Here is a 20,437-nt window from a genome sequence, read left to right on the forward strand (position 1 = left end):
GAGCAGCGCAACGCCCACACGCCCCGACTCGTCGTCGAACTGGCTCGCCATCATCGGCGGAGGCGCCGCCGTCGCGGTGGTCTTCGTCGTCGCGATCGTCTGGTGGCTCGTCGCCGGCGGATATTTCGCCGCCCTCGGCCGCTGGATGCACGAAAGCGACCTCGGCTCGGCGCTCCGCTACATTCTCGAGGCGCTGGCGATGCTCGTCTGCGTCCTGCTGTCGACCGCGGTTCTGATTTACTTCGAGCGCAAGGTCTGGGGCTCGGTGCACATTCGCCGCGGCCCCAACGTCGTCGGGCCATGGGGAATCCTGACGCCCTTCGCCGACTTCGGCAAGTTCATCATCAAGGAGCCGATCATCCCGGCGGGCGCCAACAAGGGCGCGTTCCTGCTCGCGCCCCTGGTCTCGGTGGTGCTCGCCTTCGCCGGCTGGGCGGTCATTCCGGTCAACGACGGCTGGGTGGTCGCCGACATCAACGTCGGCATCCTCTACCTGTTCGCGGTGTCGTCGCTCGGGGTCTACGGCATCATCATGGCCGGCTGGGCGTCGAACTCGAAGTACCCGCTTCTCTCGGCGCTGCGCTCGGCGGCGCAGATGGTGTCCTACGAGGTGTCGATCGGGTTCGTGATCGTCACCGTGCTCATGTGCGCCGGTTCGCTGAACCTGAGCGACATCGTGCGCGCCCAGGACACGCGCTTCGGCCTGCTCGGGTGGTACTGGCTGCCGCTGCTGCCGATGTTCATCATCTTCTTCGTCTCCTCGCTCGCCGAGACGAACCGGCCGCCGTTCGACCTGACGGAAGCGGAGTCGGAGCTCGTCGCCGGTTACATGGTGGAATATTCGGCGTCGCTGTTTCTGCTGCAGTTCCTGACCGAACTCGTCGCCATCCTGCTCATGTCGGCGATGACGGCGGTCCTGTTCCTCGGCGGCTGGCTGTCGCCGCTGCCGTTCCCGCCGTTCACCTGGATTCCGGGCATCGTCTGGTTCCTGCTCAAGATGTGGAGCGTCGTGTTCTGCTTCTCGATGGTGAAGGCGTTCGTGCCGCGCTATCGCTACGACCAGCTGATGCGCCTGGGTTGGAAGGTGTTCCTGCCGATCTCGCTGTTCATGGTCGTTCTCGTCGCGGCGGTGCTGGAGTTCACCGGCCTCGGCGCCAACGTTTCGGGTTGAGGGGAGAGGAGAGAACCATGGCGCTCAGACTTGCCCAATCAGCCCGCTCGCTGTTCCTGACCGAGTTCTTCGCGGCGTTCGCGCTGTCGATTCGGTACATGTTCAAGCCGAAGGTGACGATCAACTATCCCAACGAGAAGTTTCCGCTGTCGCCGCGGTTCCGCGGCGAGCACGCGCTGCGCCGCTATCCGAACGGCGAGGAGCGCTGCATCGCCTGCAAGCTGTGCGAGGCGATCTGCCCGGCGCAGGCGATCACCATCGAGGCGGGGCCGCGCCGCAACGACGGTACGCGCCGCACCACCCGTTACGACATCGACATGACGAAATGCATCTACTGCGGCTTCTGCCAGGAGGCGTGCCCGGTGGATGCGATCGTCGAGGGGCCGAATTTCGAGTTTTCCACCGAGACGCGCGAGGAGCTGTTCTACGACAAGGACCGGCTGCTCGGGAACGGCGCGCGCTGGGAGCGCGAGCTGGCGCGCAACATCGCGATGGACGCGCCGTATCGGTGATCCCGGGCGCCGCGGACATCGGTTTCGCGGACCAGGGGCGAGGCAGGTTTGAGGGGCGGGGGCGCGAGCCTCCCGCCAGTCGCTTCGGCTGCGTCCGATCCCGCTTCGCGCGGGAGGGGGCAGGGGGCAGGGCTTTCAAGAGGCTGACGACATGGCCGAGGCGGTATTTTTCTGGATTTTCTCGACGATCCTCGTGGGATCGGCGGTCGCGGTCATTTTCGCCCGGAACCCGGTCCATTCCGTGCTGTTCCTGATCCTCGCCTTCGTCAGCGCCGCGGGGCTGTTCCTGATCCTGGGGGCGGAGTTCCTGGCGATGATCCTGGTCGTCGTCTACGTCGGCGCGGTGGCGGTGTTGTTCCTGTTCATCGTCATGCTGCTCGACGTCGACTTCGCCCGGATGAAGGAGGGCTTCGTCACCTACCTGCCGCAGGGCCTGCTGATCGCCTTCGTGTTCGGCGCCGAGCTCGTCTACGTCGTCTCCGGCTGGGCGGTTTCGCCCCATGCCGCCGGGGCGGCGACGCCGTCGGGCACGCTGTCGAACACGGCCGCGCTCGGCGAGGTCCTGTACACCCGCTACGTCTACTTCTTCCAGGCGGCCGGCTTCATCCTGCTGACCGCCATGATCGGCGCGATCGTCATCACCCTCCATCACAAGGTCGGGGTCAAGCGGCAGGACATCGGCGCCCAGAACGCCCGCACGCCCGAGACCGCGATCGAGTTGCGCAAGGTCCCCTCGCGCGTCGGCATCTGAAGGATCACGTCCATGGACCTTTCCGCCTACCTGATCCTCGCGGCGATCGTGTTCACGATCGGCGTCGCCGGCATCATCCTGAACCACAAGAACATCATCATCATCCTGATGTCGGTCGAGCTGATCCTGCTGGCGGTCAACATCAACCTCGTCGCCTTCTCGACCTTCTCGGGCGACCTCACCGGCCAGGCGTTCGCGCTGTTCATCCTGACGGTGGCGGCGGCCGAGGCGGCGATCGGGCTCGCCATCCTGGTCGCCTACTTCCGCAACCGCGGCTCGATCGCGGTCGAAGACATCAATTCGCTGAAGGGCTGAGAAGACCGATGTACGACCTGATCGTCTTTCTTCCGCTCCTCGGCTTCCTGATCGCGGGCCTGCTGGGTCCGTGGATCGGGGCGCGCGCGTCGGAATACGTCACGACCGGCTTCCTGGGCGTGAGCTTCGTGCTGTCCTGGTTCGCTTTCTTCCTGGTCGCCGGCGGCGCCGACGCCCACGTCCTGGTCGGCAACTGGTTCACCTCGGGCCGGCTCGACGTCGCCTGGGCGCTGCGCATCGACACGCTGACGGCGGTGATGCTGGTGGTGGTGACCACCGTGTCGTTCCTCGTCCACGTCTACTCGATCGGCTACATGGCTGACGACCCGTCGCGGCCGCGCTTCTTCGCCTATCTGTCGCTGTTCACCTTCGCCATGCTGATGCTGGTGACGTCCGACAACCTGGTGCAGATGTTCTTCGGCTGGGAGGGGGTGGGCCTCATGTCCTACCTCCTGATCGGCTTCTGGTACGAGAAGCCGTCGGCCAACGCCGCGGCGATCAAGGCCTTCGTCGTCAACCGGGTCGGCGACTTCGGCTTCGCCCTCGGCATCTTCCTCGTCTTCGCCCTCACCGGTTCGGTGACGTTCGACCAGGTGTTCGCCGCCGCCCCGGGCATTGCCGGCAGGACGGTTCACTTCATCGGCATCGACTGGGACGCCTGGACGATCGCCTGCCTGCTCCTGTTCATGGGGGCGATGGGCAAGTCGGCGCAGTTCCTGCTCCACACCTGGCTGCCCGACGCGATGGAGGGCCCGACCCCGGTCTCCGCCCTCATCCACGCCGCCACCATGGTGACCGCCGGCGTGTTCATGGTGGCGCGGCTGTCGCCGCTGTTCGAGCAGTCGAACGTCGCGCTGAGCGTCGTGCTGATCGTCGGCGCGACGACGGCGTTCTTCGCCGCCACGGTCGGCCTGGTGCAGAACGACATCAAGCGGGTGATCGCCTATTCGACCTGCTCGCAGCTCGGCTACATGTTCGTCGGCCTCGGCGTCGGCGGCTACAGCCTCGGCATGTTCCACCTGTTCACCCACGCCTTCTTCAAGGCGCTGCTGTTTCTCGGCGCGGGCTCGGTCATCGTCGCGATGCATCACGAGCAGGACATGCGCCGGATGGGCGGCCTGCGCAGGGAGATCCCGTTCACCTTCTGGATGATGACGATCGGCACGCTGGCGCTGACCGGCGTCGGTCTGCCGTTCAGCACCATCGGCTTCGCCGGCTACGTGTCGAAGGACGCGATCGTCGAGGCCGCCTTCGCCTCGCACCGCGTCGGCGCGGTCTACGCCTACTGGTGCGTGGTGATCGCCGCGGCTTTCACCTCGTTCTATTCCTGGCGTCTCGTGTTCATGACCTTCTTCGGCGAACGCGGCCAGTTTTCCTCGTGGCTGCCGGCGGAGGCGCATGACGGCCACGGGCACGGGCACGACGATCACGGTCATGGCCACGGCGACGGCCGGGCGCACGAGTCGCCGCGGGTGATGCTCGTTCCGCTCGCGGCGCTGGCGCTGGGCGCGGTCATCGCGGGCGTGGCGTTCCGGCACGCGTTCATCGGCGCGGGCGCCGAGGGCTTCTGGCGCCATTCCCTGTTCCTCGGGCCGATCCTCGAGGAGATGGAGCACGTTCCGACGCTGGTCTCGCTGTCGCCGACGCTGGCGATGGTCGTCGGGCTGCTGGTCGCCTACTATTTCTACATCGTCGACCGCCAGGCGCCCGAGCGGCTGGCCGAGCTGTTCCCGGCGCTCTACCGGTTCCTGCTCAACAAGTGGTACTTCGACGAGCTTTACGACTTCCTGTTCGTCCGGCCGGCGTTCGCGATCGGCCGCGCGCTGTGGAAGGGCGGCGACGGCGCGATCATCGATGGGCTTGGGCCCGACGGGCTGTCGGCGCGCGTGCTCGACGTGACCCGCGGCGCGGTGAAGCTCCAGTCGGGCTTTGTCTATCAATACGCCTTCGCGATGCTGCTTGGCGCAGCCGCCTTCGCGACCTGGTATCTGTTCGGGGGAGCGCGCTGATGTCCGGGTCCTGGATTCTCTCGAGCCTGCTGATCCTGCCGCTGATCGGCTGCGTGTGCATCCTGGCGTTGCCGACGGGGAATTCGGAGGCGACCCGGCGCAACGCGCGCTGGATCGCGCTGTTCGCGACGCTGATCACCTTCGTGCTGAGCCTCGCCGCCTGGGGCCGGTTCGACCCGGCGCAACCCGGTTTCCAGCTGATCGAGGAGCACGCCTGGTTCTCGCACGGCATCCTCTACAAGCTCGGCGTCGACGGCATCTCGATGCCGTTCGTGCTCCTGACCACCTTCCTGATGCCGATCGCCATCGCCGCATCCTGGGGGATCGAGATCCGGGTCAAGGAGTACATGATCGCCTTCCTCGCCCTCGAGACGCTGATGATCGGCGTGTTCGTGGCGCTCGACCTGGTGCTGTTCTACCTGTTCTTCGAGGGCGGCCTGATCCCGATGTTCCTGATCATCGGCGTCTGGGGCCACGGCAACCGCGTCTATGCGGCGTTCAAGTTCTTCCTCTACACCTTCGCGGGCTCGGTGCTGATGCTCCTCGCCATCATGGCGATGTACTGGAGCACGGGCACGACCGACATCACGGTGCTCCTGAAGACGGCGTTCGACCCGAAGATTCAGACCTGGTTGTGGCTGGCGTTCTTCGCCTCGTTCGCGGTCAAGATGCCGATGTGGCCGGTCCACACCTGGTTGCCCGACGCGCATGTCGAGGCGCCGACGGCGGGTTCGGTCATCCTGGCGGCGGTGCTCCTGAAGATGGGCGGCTACGGCTTCATCCGCTTCTCGCTGCCGATGTTCCCGGACGCCTCGCTCTACTTCACCCCGCTCGTCTACGCGCTGTCGGTGATCGCCATCATCTACACCTCGCTGGTGGCGCTGGCGCAGGACAACATGAAGAAGCTGATCGCCTATTCGTCGGTGGCGCACATGGGCTTCGTGACCATGGGGATCTTCGCCCTGAACGCGCAGGGCGTGCAGGGCGCCGTCTATCTGATGATCAGCCACGGCCTCGTGTCCGGCGCGCTCTTCCTCTGCGTCGGCGTCCTCTACGACCGGATGCACAGCCTGGAGATCGCCTCCTACGGCGGCCTCGTGCAGCGGATGCCGCTCTACGCCGTCGCCTTCATGCTGTTCACGATGGCCAATGTCGGCCTGCCGGGGACGTCGGGCTTCGTCGGCGAATTCCTGACCCTGATCGGCGCGTTCCAGTCCAACACCTGGGTGGCGTTCTTCGCCACGACCGGCGTCATCCTGTCGGCGGCCTACGCGCTGTTCCTGTACCGGCGGGTGGTGTTCGGCGTGATCGAGAAGGCCGGCCTCAAGACGATCCTCGACCTGAACCCGCGCGAGATCGCGATGCTCCTGCCGCTCGGGCTGCTCGTCCTCTACTACGGCGTGCATCCCCAGCCGATCCTCGACGCGAGCTCGGCCTCCATCGACGCGCTCCTCAGGGGCGTGGCGCAGGCGGTCTCGGCCACCAGGACGGCCGGGCTGTAACGGGGCGCTAGCCGCCGGTCATCGAGTTCAACACGAAGAGCCCCCCAATGCACGAAACGGCCCTCTCCCTTCCGGTTGTCCTGCCAGAGGCGGTTCTCGCCCTCGGAACGCTCCTGCTGGTGCTCTACGGCGCGCTGCGGGGCGAACGGGCCTTCCATCTCGTGACCGAGGTTTCGGTCGCGCTGCTCGGGATCGTCTTCCTGATCGTCGTGTGGAAGTCGCGCCCGATGGGGATCACGTTCTACGGCTCCTTCGCCGACGATCCGTTCACCCGCTTCATGAGCGGGCTGGCGGTGATCGGCTCGCTGGTGACGCTGCTCCTGTCGCTCGAGTTCATGCGCCGGGAGCAGATCGCCGGCTTCGAGTTTCCGGTGCTGATCCTGCTCGCCACGCTCGGCATGCTGATGCTGATCTCGGCCAAGGACTTCATCGCCCTCTATCTCGGCCTCGAACTGATGAGCCTCGCGCTTTACGTCATCGCCGCCTACCGCCGCCACGACCTGCGCGCGACCGAAGCGGGCCTCAAGTATTTCGTGCTCGGCGCGCTGTCGTCCGGCATGCTGCTCTACGGCGCCTCGCTGATCTACGGCTATTCCGGCTCCGTGGCGTTCAGCGACATCGCCGCGGCGGTGCACGATCACCGCAGCATCGGCGTGCTGTTCGGGCTCGTGTTCGTGCTGGCCGGGCTGGCGTTCAAGATCTCGGCGGTCCCCTTCCACATGTGGACCCCGGACGTGTACGAGGGCGCGCCGACGCCGGTCACGACGTTCTTCGCCTCCGCCCCCAAGATCGCGGCGATGGCGGTGCTGGTGCGCGTCGCCTATTCGGCCTTCCCGGGGATCGCCGTCGACTGGCGGCAGATCATCGCCTTCGTGTCGATCGCCTCGATGGGGCTCGGCGCCTTCGCCGCCATCGGCCAGAAGAACATCAAGCGGCTGATGGCCTATTCCTCGATCGGCCACATGGGGTTCGCGCTGGTCGGCCTCGCCGCGGGCTCGGTGGAAGGGGTGCAGGCGGTGATCGTCTACATGTCGATCTACGTCGTCATGACGCTCGGCACCTTCGCCGGCATCCTGATGATGCAGCGCGACGGCAAGGCGGTCGAATCGATCGACGACCTGTCCGGCCTCGCCCGCACCGACCCGACGATGGCCTTCTACCTCGCGGCGATGATGTTCTCGCTCGCGGGCGTGCCGCCGCTCGCCGGCTTCTTCGCCAAGTTCTACGTGTTCGCCTCCGCCATCCAGGCGGGCCTCTACGGCCTGTCGATCTTCGGCGTGCTGGCGAGCGCGGTCGGCGCCTACTACTACCTGCGCATCGTCAAGGTGATGTACATCGACGATCCGGCGGTGGCCTTCGACCGGCGCGGCGTCGTCGCGAGCGGCGTGCTCGGGCTCGCCGCGGTTCTGGTCATCGTGTTCGTCTTCGCCCCCTCGCTTCTGACCAACGCCGCGATGGCCGCGGCGCAAACCCTGTTTTGAGCGGCGGCGCGACGCGGGGGGCCGCCCGGGCCGACTGGCGGATCGATCGGCTGGAGACGGTCGACTCCACCAACGAGGAGGCGCGACGGCGAGCTTTCGCCGGCGATGCGGGGAATCTGTGGATCGTCGCCGCCGCGCAGACGGCGGGCCGCGGCCGCCGGGGGCGCGCCTGGGTGTCGCCGACCGGCAACCTGCACGCGAGCGCGCTGCTGATCGACCCGTGCCCGCAGGCGCGCTCGCCGCAGCTCGGCTTCGTCGCCGGCGTGGCGCTGGCGAAGGCGGCGGAGGACGTCGGCGCGGGTTCCGCCCGGCTGAAATGGCCGAACGATCTCGTTGTCGACGGCGCCAAATGCGCCGGCATGCTGCTCGAGGCGGCGGCGCTTCCCGACCGTCGCATCGCCTGCGTCGTCGGCGTCGGCGTCAACTGCGCCCACGCCCCCGAGGGCGTCGGCTACCCGACCGCGGCGCTCGCGGGCGGCGCGGTCGCCGCCTCCGATCTCTTCCGACGCCTCGCCGCGCGGTTCGCCGAGGCGCTCGATCTGTGGGCGCGGGGCGAGAATTTCGCGGCGATCCGCGCGGCCTGGCTCGAGCGGGCGGCCGGAGTCGGAGCGCTGGTGCGCATCGAAGACGCACGCGGCCGGCGCGAGGGCGCTTTCTTGGGACTTGACGCGGACGGCCGATTGCTGTTTCGCGGGGAGGGCGGACTCGAGGCGATCGAGGCCGCCGATCTCTGGATATCGCCGGAACCGAATCGCGCGCCCGTTGCGGCGTCGGCCGATTCGCGCGGGAATGCTTGAATGAGTGACGACAACGAGTTCGTGTTCGTGGCCCTCGGGGGCCTCGGCGAAATCGGCATGAACTGCGCGCTTTACGGCTACGGGCCGGCGCGCGCGCGCAAGTGGCTGATGGTCGATCTCGGGGTCGCCTTCGCCGGCGACGACCTGCCGGGCGTCGATCTCATTCTGCCCGACCTCGGCTTCATCGAGAAGGTGAGGAAGGACCTGGTCGGCGTCGTCCTCACCCACGCCCACGAGGATCATATCGGCGCGCTCGCCGAATTGTGGCCGAGCCTCGGCGTGCAGGTCTACGCCTCGCCCTTCTCCGCCGGCCTCGCCGAGGCGCGGCGGCTGGGCGAGCCGGGGGCGCCCAAGGTGCCGATCCAGATCGTCAGGCCCGGCGGCCGGGTGATGATCGGCCCGTTCGACGTCGAATTCGTGCGCGTCGCCCATTCGATCCCGGAAAGCTCGGCGCTGGCGATCCGCACCCCGGCCGGCCTCGTGGTCCACACCGGCGACTGGAAGATCGATCCGACCCCGATCGTCGGCGCGGTCACCGACGAGGCGCGGCTCGCTGCGCTCGGCGACGAGGGCGTTCTGGCGCTCGTGTGCGATTCCACCAATGTGCTGCGCGAGGGCGAGAGCCCGTCGGAGCGCGACGTCGCGGCGACGCTCGCGGATCTGGTCGGCAAGGCGAAGGGCAGGGTGGTCGTCACCACCTTCGCCTCCAACGTCGCCCGCCTGCGTTCGGCCGCCGAAGCGGGCTTCGCCGCCGGGCGGCAGGTGTGCATTCTCGGCCGCGCGATGGAGCGGGTGGTGGCGGTCGCGCGCGAACTCGGCATGCTCGACGGCGTCCCGCCGTTCCTCGGCATGGACGCGTTCGGCCGCCTGCCGCGGGACAAGATTCTGGCGCTCGCGACCGGCAGCCAGGGCGAGCCGCGCGCCGCGCTCGCCCGCATGGCCTCGGACGATCATCCGACCGCCGAACTGGTCCCCGGCGACACGGTGATCTTCTCGTCGCGCACCATTCCGGGCAACGAGAAGGCGGTCGGCAAGATCATCAACGCCTTCGCCGCCCGCAACGTCGAGGTCATCACCGACCGTCACGCGCTGGTGCACGTCTCGGGACACCCGCGCCGCGCCGAAGTCGCGAAGATGTACGGCTGGCTGAAGCCGCGGATGGCGGTGCCGGCGCACGGCGAGGCGCTGCACCTGACCGAACACGTCGCGTTCGCGCTGGCGATGGGCGTCCCGCAGGTGCGGCGCGCCTTCAACGGCGATCTCGTTCGCTTCGCCCCCGGCGACCTCGAAACGATCGCCAGAATCGACCATGGCCGCCGGCTCAAGGACGGCGAGATCCTGCTGCCGGCGGTGCAGGATTGCGTCGGGCAGCGCCGCCGCCTGTCGTTCGCCGGCGTCGTGTCGATCGCGATCGCGCTCACCCCGAAAGGCGAGATGGCGGGCGATCCCGACGTGATGATCGCCGGCCTGCCCGAGCGCACCCGCGACGGCGCCGGCTTCGACGGGATCATCGACGCCGCGATCTTCGAGACCTTCGAAAGCCTGCCCCGCGGCAAGCGCCGCGACCCCGACGCCCTGTCGAGCGCGATCGAGCGCAGCGTCCGCGCCTCCGTCGGCGCCCACTGGGGCAAGAAGCCGCAGGTGCACGCGCTGGTGGTGGAGGTTTGATAGGCGGTAGGCAGTAGGCAGCCGGCGTCGGCCGCGCGATCCGTCCGGATCCGTCGCCGCGGCCATTCGCCTGTTGGCTTATTGCTCGTCGCCGCCGGCTACTGCCTACTGCCACTGCCGAATCCCCGGAGGCACGCCCATGATCGGAAAACTCAACCACGTCGCCATCGCCGTTCCCGACCTCGAAAAGGCGGCCAACACCTACCGCGAGACGCTCGGCGCGAAAGTGTCGGCGCCGCACCCCGTTCCCGCCCACGGCGTGACCGTCGTGTTCGTCGAACTGCCGAACACCAAGATCGAGCTTCTCCATCCGCTCGGCGACAAGTCGCCGATCGCGGGTTTTCTCGAGAAGAACGCGGGCGGCGGCATCCACCACATCTGCTTCGAAGTGGAGGACGTCGTCGCCGCCGGCGAAACGCTGAAGGCGGCGGGCGCGCGGGTGCTCGGCGACGGCGCGCCCAAGATCGGCGCGCACGGCAACCCGGTGCTGTTCCTGCACCCGAAGGACTTCTTCGGCACGCTGGTCGAAATCGAGCAGGTTCCCGCCGCCTGAGGCGAATGAAGTCGGCGCCGGGAGCTTGACCCGTCTCGAGGCCGACGCGCTGCTGCTCGCCGCCGCGATCGTCTGGGGGGTCACGTTCGTCGTCCAGAAGGATATCGGCGCGCTGCCGCCGATGGCCTTCGTGGCGGCGCGCTTCGTCGTGTCGGCGCTGGCGCTGGCGCCGCTCGCGCTGTTCGAAGGCCGGCGCGCCTCGCGGCCCGTGAGCGCAAGCGCGCGCCGCCTCGCGGCGGTCATCGGGCTGATGCTGTTTCTCGGCGCCAGCCTGCAGCAGGTCGGGATCGCGACCACCAGCGCCACCAACGCCGGTTTTCTCACCGCCTGCTACGTCGTCTTGACGCCGTTCGTCGTCTGGGCGCTGTCGCGCACGCGCCCGCGCGCGATCGTGCTCCTGGCGAGCGCCGTTTCGCTCGCCGGCGCGTGGTTGCTCGCGACCGGGGGCGGACCCGGCGCGCCGCCGACGGCGGGCGACGGGATCGTGCTCCTGTCGGATCTCGCCTGGGCGACCGGGATCGCGCTGACCCCGCTCTATCTGGCGAGGACCGAGCGGCCGCTGACGCTCGCCTTCACCCAGTATGCGCTGTGCGCGGCGCTGGCCGCAGCCGCGTCGCTCGCCTTCGAGACCGCGCCGCCGGCGGCCTTTGTCGCGGCGGCGCCCGAGATTCTGTTCGCCGGGCTGGTGTCGGGCGCGCTCGGCTATACGCTGGCGATCTTCGGCCAGCGCCACACGCCGCCGGCCGAGGCGGCGCTGATCCTGTCGCTGGAAAGCGTATTCGCGGCGCTTGCGGGCGCGCTCTGGCTTGGCGAGCGGCTCACGCCCGCCGCGGCCGCCGGCTGCGGGCTCATTCTCCTCGGCGCGCTCGCGGCGGAAGCGGCGCCGGCGCTGATCGCAGGGAAAGCCGCGCGCCGCAACGTGGCGTTACGTCGCGACCGCGGGGCGCGATTATGACGGCGGCCGCCCTTGCCTCGTCGGCCGCGTGGCGTAAAAGTGGCGCAAAGAAGCTGCGAATCTTCCGGGAGGGGCGAACTCATGGACTTTCTGATTGCGCTGGCGGCGCTGTGTTTTCTGATGTTCGTCGCCTATCGCGGCTTCAGCGTCATCCTGTTCGCGCCCATCGCCGCCATGGGCGCCGTCTTTCTCACCGACCCGCACGCGGTGCCCGCCGCCTTCACCAATCTCTTCATGGTGAAAATGGTCGGCTTCGCCCAGCTCTATTTTCCGGTCTTCCTGCTCGGCGCGGTGTTCGGCAAGGTGATCGAGCTGTCCGGTTTCGCCAAGTCGATCGTGGCCACCATCATCCGCGTCGTCGGCAAGGAGCAGGCGATGCTGGCGATCGTGCTCGTGTGCGCGGTGCTGACCTACGGCGGCGTGTCGCTGTTCGTGGTGGTGTTCGCCGCCTATCCGTTCGCGGCCGAACTGTTCCGCGCCGGCGACATCCCCAAGCGCCTGATCCCCGGCACGATTGCGCTCGGCGCCTTCTCCTTCACCATGGACGCGCTGCCGTTCACCCCGCAGATCCAGAACATCATCCCCACCACCTACTTCAAGACCACGACCGGCGCCGCGCCGATCCTCGGCGTCATCGGCGCGATCTTCATCCTGGTTTGCGGGATGAGCTATCTCGAGTGGCAGAAGCGGCGCGCCCGGGCCAACGGCGAGGGCTATGGCGAAGGCCACATCAACGAGCCGGCGCCGGTCGACACCACCCATCTGCCGTCGCCCTGGATCGCCTTCCTGCCGCTGATCGTGGTGTTCGTCCTCAACATCATCCTCGGCGGCTTCCCGCCCGGCATCCCCGGCCTGATCGACTGGGCCTACGGCGCGAGCTATGACCTCAAGCTCGCCATGGACCACGCCATCCCGACGCCGGTCCAGCCGATCCGCGCGGTCTGGGCGGTCGAGGGCGCGCTGCTCACGGGCATCATCCTGGTCTTCCTGCTCGCCTTCCGCACCGTGTCGAAGACTTTCGCCGAGGGCAGCAAGGCGGCGGTGGCCGGCGCGTTGCTCGCGGCCATGAACACCGCCACCGAATACGGCTTCGGCGGCGTGATCGCCTCGCTGCCCGGGTTCCTCGCCATCCGCGACGCGCTCGGCGCGATCCCCAACCCGCTGGTGCGCGAGGCCGTCACCGTCACCTCGCTCGCCGGCATCACCGGCTCGGCCTCGGGCGGCATGTCGATCGCGCTGGCCGCGATGTCGAAGGACTTCATCGAAGCCGCCAACGCCGTCGGCATCCCGATGCAGGTCCTGCACCGCGTCGCCGCCATGGCGTCGGGCGGCATGGACACCCTGCCGCACAACGGCGCGGTCATCACGCTGCTGGCCGTCACGGGCCTCACCCACCGCGAGTCCTACAAGGACATCTTCGCCGTGACGATCCTGAAGACGGCGGCGGTGTTCGTGATCATCGGCGTCTACGAGTTCAGCGGCCTCTACTGAGGGACAGGATCATGCCGGGCGGACAGAAGCATCCGGCGCTGCCGTACCTCCGCTCGCCCGAGCTGGGCAAGGTCGTCACCGCCGCCGAGGCGGTGCGCCTGATCCGCGACGGCGACACGGTGGCGACCGGCGGCTTCGTCGGCATCGGCTTCGCCGAGGAGATCGCCATCGCCCTCGAGGCGCGTTTCCTCGCCGACGCCGCCCCGCGCGACCTGACGCTCGTCTACGCGGCCGGCCAGGGCGACGGCAACACCAAGGGCCTCAACCACTTCGCCCACGAGGGCCTCGTGCGCCGCGTCATCGGCGGCCACTGGGGGCTCGCGCCGAAGCTGCAGGCGATGGCGATCGACAACCGGATCGAGGCGTACAACCTGCCCCAGGGGGTGATCACCCACCTGTTCCGCGACATCGCCGCGCGCCGCCCGGCGCACGTCACCCGCGTCGGCATGGAGACGTTCGTCGACCCGAAGAACGGCGGCGGCAAGCTCAATGCCCGCACGACCGAGGACCTCGTCGAGCGCATCACCCTCGCCGGGCAGGCGTGCCTCGCCTACCGCACGTTTCCGATCCAGGTCGGGATCATTCGCGCCACCACCGGCGACGCCGACGGCAACCTCACCATGGAAAAGGAGGCGCTGACGCTGGAGGCGCTCGCCATCGCGATGGCGGCGCACAACTCGGACGGAATCGTCATCGCCCAGGTCGAGCGGGTCGCCGAGAGCGGCAGCCTGAACCCGCGGCAGGTGAAAATCCCCGGCGTCCTGGTCGACTGCGTCGTCGTGGCGCGGCCGGAGCATCACTGGCAGACCTTCGGCACGCAATACAATCCCGCCTACAGCGGCGAGATCCGGGCGCGCGCCGGATCGCTGCCGGCGATGGCGATGAGCGAGCGCAAGATCATCGCCCGCCGCGCCGCGTTCGAGCTCAAGGCCAACAGCGTCGTCAACCTCGGCATCGGCATGCCCGAGGGCGTCGCCGCGGTCGCCAACGAGGAGAAGATCATCGACCTGATCACGCTGACCGCCGAGCCCGGCGTGATCGGCGGGATTCCGGCGAGCGGCATCGACTTCGGCGCCGCGACCAACACCCAGGCGGTGATCGACCAGCCCTACCAGTTCGACTTCTACGACGGCGGCGGACTGGACGCCGCCTTCCTCGGCCTCGCCCAGGTCGATCGCCACGGCAACCTCAACGTCAGCAAGTTCGGGCCGAAACTCGCCGGTGCCGGCGGCTTCATCAACATCAGCCAGAACGCCAAGGAGGTCGTGTTCGTCGGCACGTTCGGCGCCGGCAGCCAGAAGGTCGGCGCGCGGGAGGGCAGGCTGGTCATCGAGCAGGAGGCGAAGTTCAAGAAATTCGTGGCCGACGTCGAGCACGTCACCTTCAGCGGCGCCTATGCCGGGACACGCGGGCAGAACGCGCTCTACGTGACCGAGCGCGCCGTCTTTGCGCTCCGGTCGGAAGGGCTGGAACTCGTCGAGGTTGCGCCGGGCGTCGACATCGAGCGCGACATCCTCGCCCGCATGGATTTCAAGCCGCTGATTCCGCGTGACCCCGTGTTGATGGACGCGCGGATTTTCGCGCCCGAACCGATGAATCTGCGCGCCGATCTCGTCGGGGTGTCGCTCGAAAGCCGCTTCACCTACGACGCGACGCAGAACGCCTTCTTCATCAATCTCGAACGCTTCGATCTGCGCCGCCGGGAAGACATCGGCGCGATCGAGAAAGTGGTCGAATCGAAGCTCGGATCGCTCGGCGAGCGCGCCTACGCGATCGTCAATTACGACAATTTCACCATCCTGCCGGACCTGCTCGACGAGTACACGGCAATGGTGCGCGGCCTCGCCGACCGCTTCTATTCCGGCGTGTCGCGCTACACCACCAGCGGCTTCCTGCGGATGAAGCTCGGCGACTCGCTGAAAAAGCGCGGCGTCGCGCCGCATATCTTCGAGAGCGAGGCGCAGGCGCGGAGGGACTGGCGCAAGGAGACGCGCGAGTAGAACGGCGGCCCGGCCCAAACGAAATGCGGCAATCGGCGCGCAGCGTCTTGCCATGAGCGTCCGGCGCGGGCATCGTCGCGGACAGACGGTCGATGCGAGCGCGCCGACCCGGCCATTCGACGATTAGCGGGGGCGCTGTCGATGCGGAAATACATGATCCACGCCATCCTGGCGGCGCTGGTCCTGGGGATTTTCGTCGGATATCTCATCTTTCTCGTCGATCCGGACACCGGCAAGGCCGTCGCGTCCTATCTCGAGCTGGTTTCGACGCTGTTTCTTCGCCTGATCAAGATGATCATCGCGCCGCTGGTGTTTTCGACTCTGGTGGTCGGCATCACCCATGTCGGCGAATCGAACCAGATCGGCCGCATTTTCATCAAGACCATGACGTGGTTTATCGCCGCCTCGCTGGTTTCGCTGTTGCTCGGGCTCTTGATGGTCAATATCCTGCGGCCTGGCGACGCGCTGAACATTCCGATCCCCGACGCGCATGCGGCGACCGGCCTCAAGACCTCGGCCCTGTCGCTGCAGAACTTCGTCGAGCATCTCGTGCCACGATCGATTATCGAGGCGATGGCGAACAACGAGATCCTTCAGATCGTGGTGTTCTCGGTGTTCTTCGGCGTCGCCATCGCCTCGCTCGGCGACAAGGGGAAGCTGATCGTCCAGGGGATCGACGAACTCGCCCACGTCATGCTGATCGTCACCGGTTATGTGATGACCTTTGCGCCGCTGGCGGTGTTCGCGGCGGTGGCGGCGACCGTCGCCAAGCAGGGCCTCTGGGTGCTGCTGGTGTTCGCCAAGTTCATGGGGGGCTTCTATCTGTCGCTGCTCCTGTTGTGGGGGCTGCTCGCGCTCGGGGGCTTCCTCGTGCTGGGGCCGCGGGTCCTTCGCCTCCTCGGCATGATGCGGGGGCCGATCCTGCTCGCCTTCTCGACCGCTTCGTCCGAGGCGGCCTACCCGAAGACGCTCGAGGCCCTCGAGCAGTTCGGCGTGCCCAACCGCATCGCCTCCTTCGTCCTGCCGATGGGCTATTCGTTCAATCTCGACGGCTCGATGATGTACTGCACCTTCGCCTCGCTGTTCATCGCGCAGGCCTATGGCGTCGTGCTGCCGCTCGGGACGCAGCTCACCATGCTGTTGATCCTGATGCTGACGTCGAAGGGCATGGCCGGCGTGCCGCGCGCGTCGCTGGTGGTGATCGCCGCCACGCTCAACCAGTTCGCGATTCCCGAGGCGGGCCTCCTGCTGATCATGGGAATCGACCAGTTCCTCGACATGGGTCGATCGGCCACCAACGTCGTCGGCAATTCGATCGCCACGGCGGTCGTCTCCCGCTGGGAGGGCGCGCTCGGGGAGGAGAGGCCCGCCGGGGCGGACGACGCCTTTCTCGACGAACCGGCGGCGGCGTGAGGCGGCGATGGGCGTCCCGACGTTGATGGCGCTCAGGCGACGCCTGGGTCTGGCCGCGGCCGCTCTCCTCGCCGCGACGGCCTTCGCCGCCGCGCAGGCGGACGACGCCGGCCTGACCGGCGCGCTGGCGAAGATCGCCCGCACGGGCGAAGTCGTCGTCGCGGCGCGCGACGATGCGGCGCCGTTCTCGTTCCGCGACCGCGCCGGACGGCCGGTCGGCTACAGCATCGACCTGTGCGAAGCGATCGTGGAGGAGATCGGCCGCACCCTCGGGCGCGACGACCTGCGCGTCGCGTTCAAGCCGGTGACCGCCGAGACCCGGCTCGCCGCGGTGATCTCGGGCGACGCCGATCTCGAATGCGGCGCGACCACGGCGACCGCCGAGCGGGCGCGTGTGGTCTCGTTCTCGCCGCTGATCTTCGTCGCCGGAACCCGCATTCTGGTCCGGAAGGGGACGCCTTGGCGCGACTTCCACGACCTCGCCGGCAAGCGGATCGCCGTCACCGCCGGCACGACCAACCTCGCCGTGATGACGACGCTCAACGACAGCTTCCGTCTCGCGATGACGCTGGTCGCGACCCCGGATCACGAGCAGGCTTTCCGTCTGCTCGGCGACGGCGAGGTCGACGGCTTCGCGGCCGACGACGTGCTGTTGGCCGGCCTCCTCGCCCGTCATCATGCGCGCGACCGGCTCGAGGTCGTCGGCGAAATGCTGTCCTACGAGCCCTACGGCATCGTCTACCGCCACGACGACCTCCCCATGAAAGAGGCGGTCGAGCGCGCCTTCGCGACGCTCGCGGCCTCCAACGACCTCGCCTGGACCTATGCGCGCTGGTTCGAGCGGCGACTGCCCAACGGCGAACTGTTGGGGATCCCGATGAGCCCGCAGCTCGAGGCGGCCTTCGGCCTCCTGCGCGAGCCCGCCAACGCCGAGCCCAAGGAGGCGCCCGGCGGTGGCGGCGGGTGACGGCGAGCCCCGGCCGACGCAGGTCGGCGGCGCGCCGCCGCGGTGTCCTGCCGGTCGGAATGACGCAGACAGTGAGAAACCAGCAAGACGCGTTGACGCTTTCGTCACGTGTTTTTTTCATTGTTCACGCTTGCCGGCGCATGCTGTAGCCGTACACGGAATTATTGACAGTATCGGCCAGATTCGGCGACCGAAAAGACGCCCCGAAGGTCTCGTCTGATCTCCCCACTGCTATAAGTTTACGGACGCTCAATCAACTTGTCTCTCTTGCCTTCCGCGGATCGTCACGACGACCATGGCGCGCAGGTCAGGTCCAATAAAGGGAGACTCGTCGATGCCATACTATATGTTCCAGTGGAAATACAAGAACGAAGCGGTCAAGGCCCTTGTCCAGACCCCGCAGGACCGCGCGGCCGAACTGCGCAAGGTGGTGCAGGCGTTCGGCGGTCGCTTGCACGAGTTCTTCTTCGCTTTCGGCGACTACGACGGCGTCAGCATCGTCGAGTTCCCCAACAACGAACGGTGTGCGGCCTGCGCGACGACGTTGACCGGCGCCGGCGCCAACGACCTCTTCCGAACCACCGTCCTGCTCACCGGCGACGAGGCCAAGGCGGCTCTGGCGATGGCGAACGCGACCAATCCGGACTATGCGCCGCCGACAGGCTACACGCACCACTCCTGAACCCGTCTCTGTCGGCGGCGCGCGGCCGGCCGACCCTCGATCATGCGCCGGCCGGCCGGGCCCGTCGGCGGTTCCCTGAACGCCTCGAGGCGCGCACGGCGGGAGCGCGCTTGCGAAGCCGCCGTTTTGCGGGTATATACCCGCATCATGCAAACCCCCTGCTACTGCGCCGCGCTGCGCGCCGCCGCCCGCAAGACCACCGCGCTCTACGACGGGGCCCTCGCCCCGGCCGGGATCGGCGTCGCCCAGTTCAGCCTGATGCGGCGGATCAAGAGCGTCGGGACGGTGTCGCTGACCGAGCTCGCCCGGCTCGCCGAACTCGACCGCTCGACGGTCGGGCGCAACGTGAAAGTGCTCGCGCGCATGGGGCTGGTCGCGGAAATCCCGGCCGATGACCAGCGCGAGACGGCGGTGGCGGTGACGGAAGCCGGCCGGCAGACCCTGCGCCGCGCGCGCCCGCTGTGGGAAGCGGCGCAAGCCCGCATCGAGGCCGCGCTCGGAGACGCCGGCGCCGCCGCGCTGCGCGCGCTCGCCCTCGACCTGTAACCATCCGCCCGACCATGGTCAGCCGAACGGAGACCCTATGACGGACACGATCCGCCTTCCGAACGCTTCCGCGCCCGTCCCGGCGTCGCGCGCCGTCCTGTCGCTGTCGAACCGGCTCGCCGCGAGCATGAGCCGGCGCGGGCTGTTCTACGGCTGGGCGGTCGCGGGCGCGACCTTCCTCGTCATGCTGGCCAACGCCGGCGCGATGGGCGCAGCCGGCGTCTTCATCGTGCCCTTGCAGAAGGAGTTCGGCTGGAGCGCGGCGGACATTTCCTCGGCCTTCGCCATCCGCCTCGCGCTCTTCGGCCTGACCGCGCCGTTCGCGGCCGCCTTCATCAACCGCTTCGGCATCCGGCCCGTCGTCGTGACCGCGATCGGCATGGTGTCGGCCGGCCTTCTGGCTTCGCTCGCCATGACCCAGCTCTGGCAGCTCGTGGCGCTCTGGGGCGTTCTGATCGGCTTCGGCACCGGCATGGTGGCGCTGGTGCTCGGGGCGACGGTCGCGGCGCGCTGGTTCCACCACCGGCGCGGCCTGGTCGTCGGCATGCTGACCGCGAGCACCGCGACCGGCCAGCTCGTCTTTCTGCCGCTGCTGGCCAAACTCACCGAGGACCATGGCTGGAGAGCCGCGCTCGGCTTCGTCGTGGTCATGCTGCTGCTGGCCGGCGTGGTCGCGCTCCTCGTCCTGCGCGACCGTCCTTCCGACGTCGGGCTCGCGCCCTACGGCGCGCGCGCGCCCGATCCGCCGCCGCCGCAAACGCTCGCCTTCGGCCCGATGCTCGCCTCGCCCCTTCGGGCGCTCGCCGAAGCGCGCGCGAGCCGCACGTTCTGGGTGCTGTTCGTCACCTTCTTCGTCTGCGGCCTGTCGACCAACGGCCTCATCCAGACCCACTGGATTGCGCTGTGCGGCGACTATGGCGTCGCGCCGGTGGCGGCGGCGGGCGCGCTCGCGGCGATCGGCGTCTTCGACTTCGTCGGCACGATCCTGTCGGGCTGGCTGTCCGACCGCTACGACAACCGCTGGCTTTTGTTCGTCTATTACGGCTTGCGCGGCCTGTCGCTGATCGTCCTGCCGTTCACCGATTTTTCCGTCGTCTGGCTCTCCGCCTTCGCCGTGTTCTACGGGCTCGACTGGGTCGCGACCGTGCCGCCGACGGTGCGGCTGACGGTGCAGCGCTTCGGCGCGGAACGCTCGAACCTGACCTTCGGCTGGATCTTCGCCGCCCACCAGCTCGGCGCCGCGACCGCCGCTTTCGGCGCGGGCGCGTTCCGCACCGAGCTGATGACCTACCTGCCGGCGCTCTACGCCGCCGGCGCCGCCTGCCTGGTCGCCGCCGCGCTGGCGCTGACGATCGGCAGGCCGAGGCCGGCGCTCGCCGCCGCCGCGGCGGCGGCCGAGTGAAGGGGGCCGCATCGGCCCCCGCAGCCGTCCCCCGGTCTCGAGACGGCCGGGCGAGGTCAGGGCTGACTCCGCCGCGCTCCCCGACTATAAGCGCGCGAAGCCTGCGCCCGCCGCGTCCGTTCGTTTCGCGTCCTGGCCGGAGCTTGCCCTGGCCATCCACGTGGCCGCCGCCGCTGTCGCCGGCCGTGCTGGAGCGCGCGCCGCGATGGCTTCTTCAGGTGG

The 20,437-nt window shown here is 68.4% G+C and carries 18 protein-coding genes; all 18 read left to right on the forward strand.

Annotated features, from left to right (window positions below; all coding sequences use genetic code 11):
- Nucleotides 1–145: 145 nt before the first annotated feature.
- The 18 genes from nuoH to DFR50_RS19670 all read left to right on the forward strand — a co-directional run bounded on the left by nuoH (nt 146) and on the right by DFR50_RS19670 (nt 20,215).
- Nucleotides 146–1,171 (forward strand): NADH-quinone oxidoreductase subunit NuoH, encoded by a 1,026-nt coding sequence (gene nuoH / locus DFR50_RS19585; protein ID WP_113891000.1) that lies wholly within the window; start codon nt 146–148, stop codon nt 1,169–1,171.
- Nucleotides 1,172–1,188: 17 nt separating this feature from the next.
- Nucleotides 1,189–1,683, forward strand: coding sequence for an NADH-quinone oxidoreductase subunit NuoI (nuoI, locus tag DFR50_RS19590; protein WP_113890957.1), 495 nt, complete (start codon nt 1,189–1,191; stop codon nt 1,681–1,683).
- A 151-nt stretch (nt 1,684–1,834) separates the two neighbouring features.
- A complete protein-coding gene (locus DFR50_RS19595) occupies nt 1,835–2,434 on the forward strand; it encodes an NADH-quinone oxidoreductase subunit J (protein ID WP_113890958.1) in 600 nt (199 codons plus the stop codon).
- Nucleotides 2,435–2,446: 12 nt separating this feature from the next.
- The gene (gene nuoK, locus DFR50_RS19600) at nt 2,447–2,749 is read left to right on the forward strand and encodes an NADH-quinone oxidoreductase subunit NuoK (RefSeq protein ID WP_113890959.1); all 303 of its coding nucleotides are present in this window, start codon (nt 2,447–2,449) and stop codon (nt 2,747–2,749) included.
- An 8-nt stretch (nt 2,750–2,757) separates the two neighbouring features.
- Nucleotides 2,758–4,758 (forward strand): NADH-quinone oxidoreductase subunit L, encoded by a 2,001-nt coding sequence (gene nuoL / locus DFR50_RS19605; protein ID WP_113890960.1) that lies wholly within the window; start codon nt 2,758–2,760, stop codon nt 4,756–4,758.
- Nucleotides 4,758–6,260 (forward strand): NADH-quinone oxidoreductase subunit M, encoded by a 1,503-nt coding sequence (locus tag DFR50_RS19610; RefSeq protein WP_113890961.1) that lies wholly within the window; start codon nt 4,758–4,760, stop codon nt 6,258–6,260. Before nuoL ends, DFR50_RS19610 begins: the two co-directional genes overlap by 1 nt.
- 47 nt (nt 6,261–6,307) lie before the next feature.
- Complete coding sequence (gene nuoN / locus DFR50_RS19615; protein WP_113890962.1) at nt 6,308–7,741, forward strand: NADH-quinone oxidoreductase subunit NuoN; 1,434 nt, start codon at nt 6,308–6,310, stop codon at nt 7,739–7,741.
- On the forward strand, nt 7,738–8,538 hold the full coding sequence (locus tag DFR50_RS19620; RefSeq protein WP_113890963.1) for a biotin--[acetyl-CoA-carboxylase] ligase: 801 nt from the start codon (nt 7,738–7,740) through the stop codon (nt 8,536–8,538). Before nuoN ends, DFR50_RS19620 begins: the two co-directional genes overlap by 4 nt.
- Nucleotides 8,539–10,206, forward strand: a complete 1,668-nt coding sequence (locus tag DFR50_RS19625; protein WP_113890964.1) for a ribonuclease J — start codon at nt 8,539–8,541, stop codon at nt 10,204–10,206.
- Nucleotides 10,207–10,345: 139 nt separating this feature from the next.
- The gene (mce, locus tag DFR50_RS19630) at nt 10,346–10,759 is read left to right on the forward strand and encodes a methylmalonyl-CoA epimerase (protein WP_113890965.1); all 414 of its coding nucleotides are present in this window, start codon (nt 10,346–10,348) and stop codon (nt 10,757–10,759) included.
- A 25-nt stretch (nt 10,760–10,784) separates the two neighbouring features.
- Entirely contained in the window at nt 10,785–11,714 is a 930-nt protein-coding gene (locus DFR50_RS19635) for a DMT family transporter (RefSeq protein WP_245427967.1), read from the forward strand.
- A gap of 81 nt (nt 11,715–11,795) precedes the next feature.
- A complete protein-coding gene (locus tag DFR50_RS19640) occupies nt 11,796–13,205 on the forward strand; it encodes a GntP family permease (RefSeq protein WP_113890966.1) in 1,410 nt (469 codons plus the stop codon).
- An 11-nt stretch (nt 13,206–13,216) separates the two neighbouring features.
- The gene (locus tag DFR50_RS19645; protein ID WP_113890967.1) at nt 13,217–15,205 is read left to right on the forward strand and encodes an acyl CoA:acetate/3-ketoacid CoA transferase; all 1,989 of its coding nucleotides are present in this window, start codon (nt 13,217–13,219) and stop codon (nt 15,203–15,205) included.
- Nucleotides 15,206–15,346: 141 nt separating this feature from the next.
- Nucleotides 15,347–16,618 (forward strand): dicarboxylate/amino acid:cation symporter, encoded by a 1,272-nt coding sequence (locus tag DFR50_RS19650; RefSeq protein ID WP_113890968.1) that lies wholly within the window; start codon nt 15,347–15,349, stop codon nt 16,616–16,618.
- A 7-nt stretch (nt 16,619–16,625) separates the two neighbouring features.
- The gene (locus DFR50_RS19655) at nt 16,626–17,585 is read left to right on the forward strand and encodes an amino acid ABC transporter substrate-binding protein (RefSeq protein WP_245427969.1); all 960 of its coding nucleotides are present in this window, start codon (nt 16,626–16,628) and stop codon (nt 17,583–17,585) included.
- A gap of 334 nt (nt 17,586–17,919) precedes the next feature.
- Nucleotides 17,920–18,267 carry a GYD domain-containing protein gene (locus DFR50_RS19660; RefSeq protein ID WP_170153298.1) on the forward strand — a complete coding sequence of 116 codons (348 nt, stop codon included), beginning with the start codon at nt 17,920–17,922 and terminating at the stop codon, nt 18,265–18,267.
- Nucleotides 18,268–18,414: 147 nt separating this feature from the next.
- The gene (locus DFR50_RS19665; RefSeq protein WP_113890970.1) at nt 18,415–18,813 is read left to right on the forward strand and encodes a MarR family winged helix-turn-helix transcriptional regulator; all 399 of its coding nucleotides are present in this window, start codon (nt 18,415–18,417) and stop codon (nt 18,811–18,813) included.
- 127 nt (nt 18,814–18,940) lie between these two features.
- The gene (locus DFR50_RS19670) at nt 18,941–20,215 is read left to right on the forward strand and encodes an MFS transporter (protein WP_245427978.1); all 1,275 of its coding nucleotides are present in this window, start codon (nt 18,941–18,943) and stop codon (nt 20,213–20,215) included.
- The last annotated feature ends 222 nt before the right edge of the window (nt 20,216–20,437 follow it).

Source organism: Roseiarcus fermentans, from assembly GCF_003315135.1.
Lineage (GTDB): Bacteria > Pseudomonadota > Alphaproteobacteria > Rhizobiales > Beijerinckiaceae > Roseiarcus > Roseiarcus fermentans.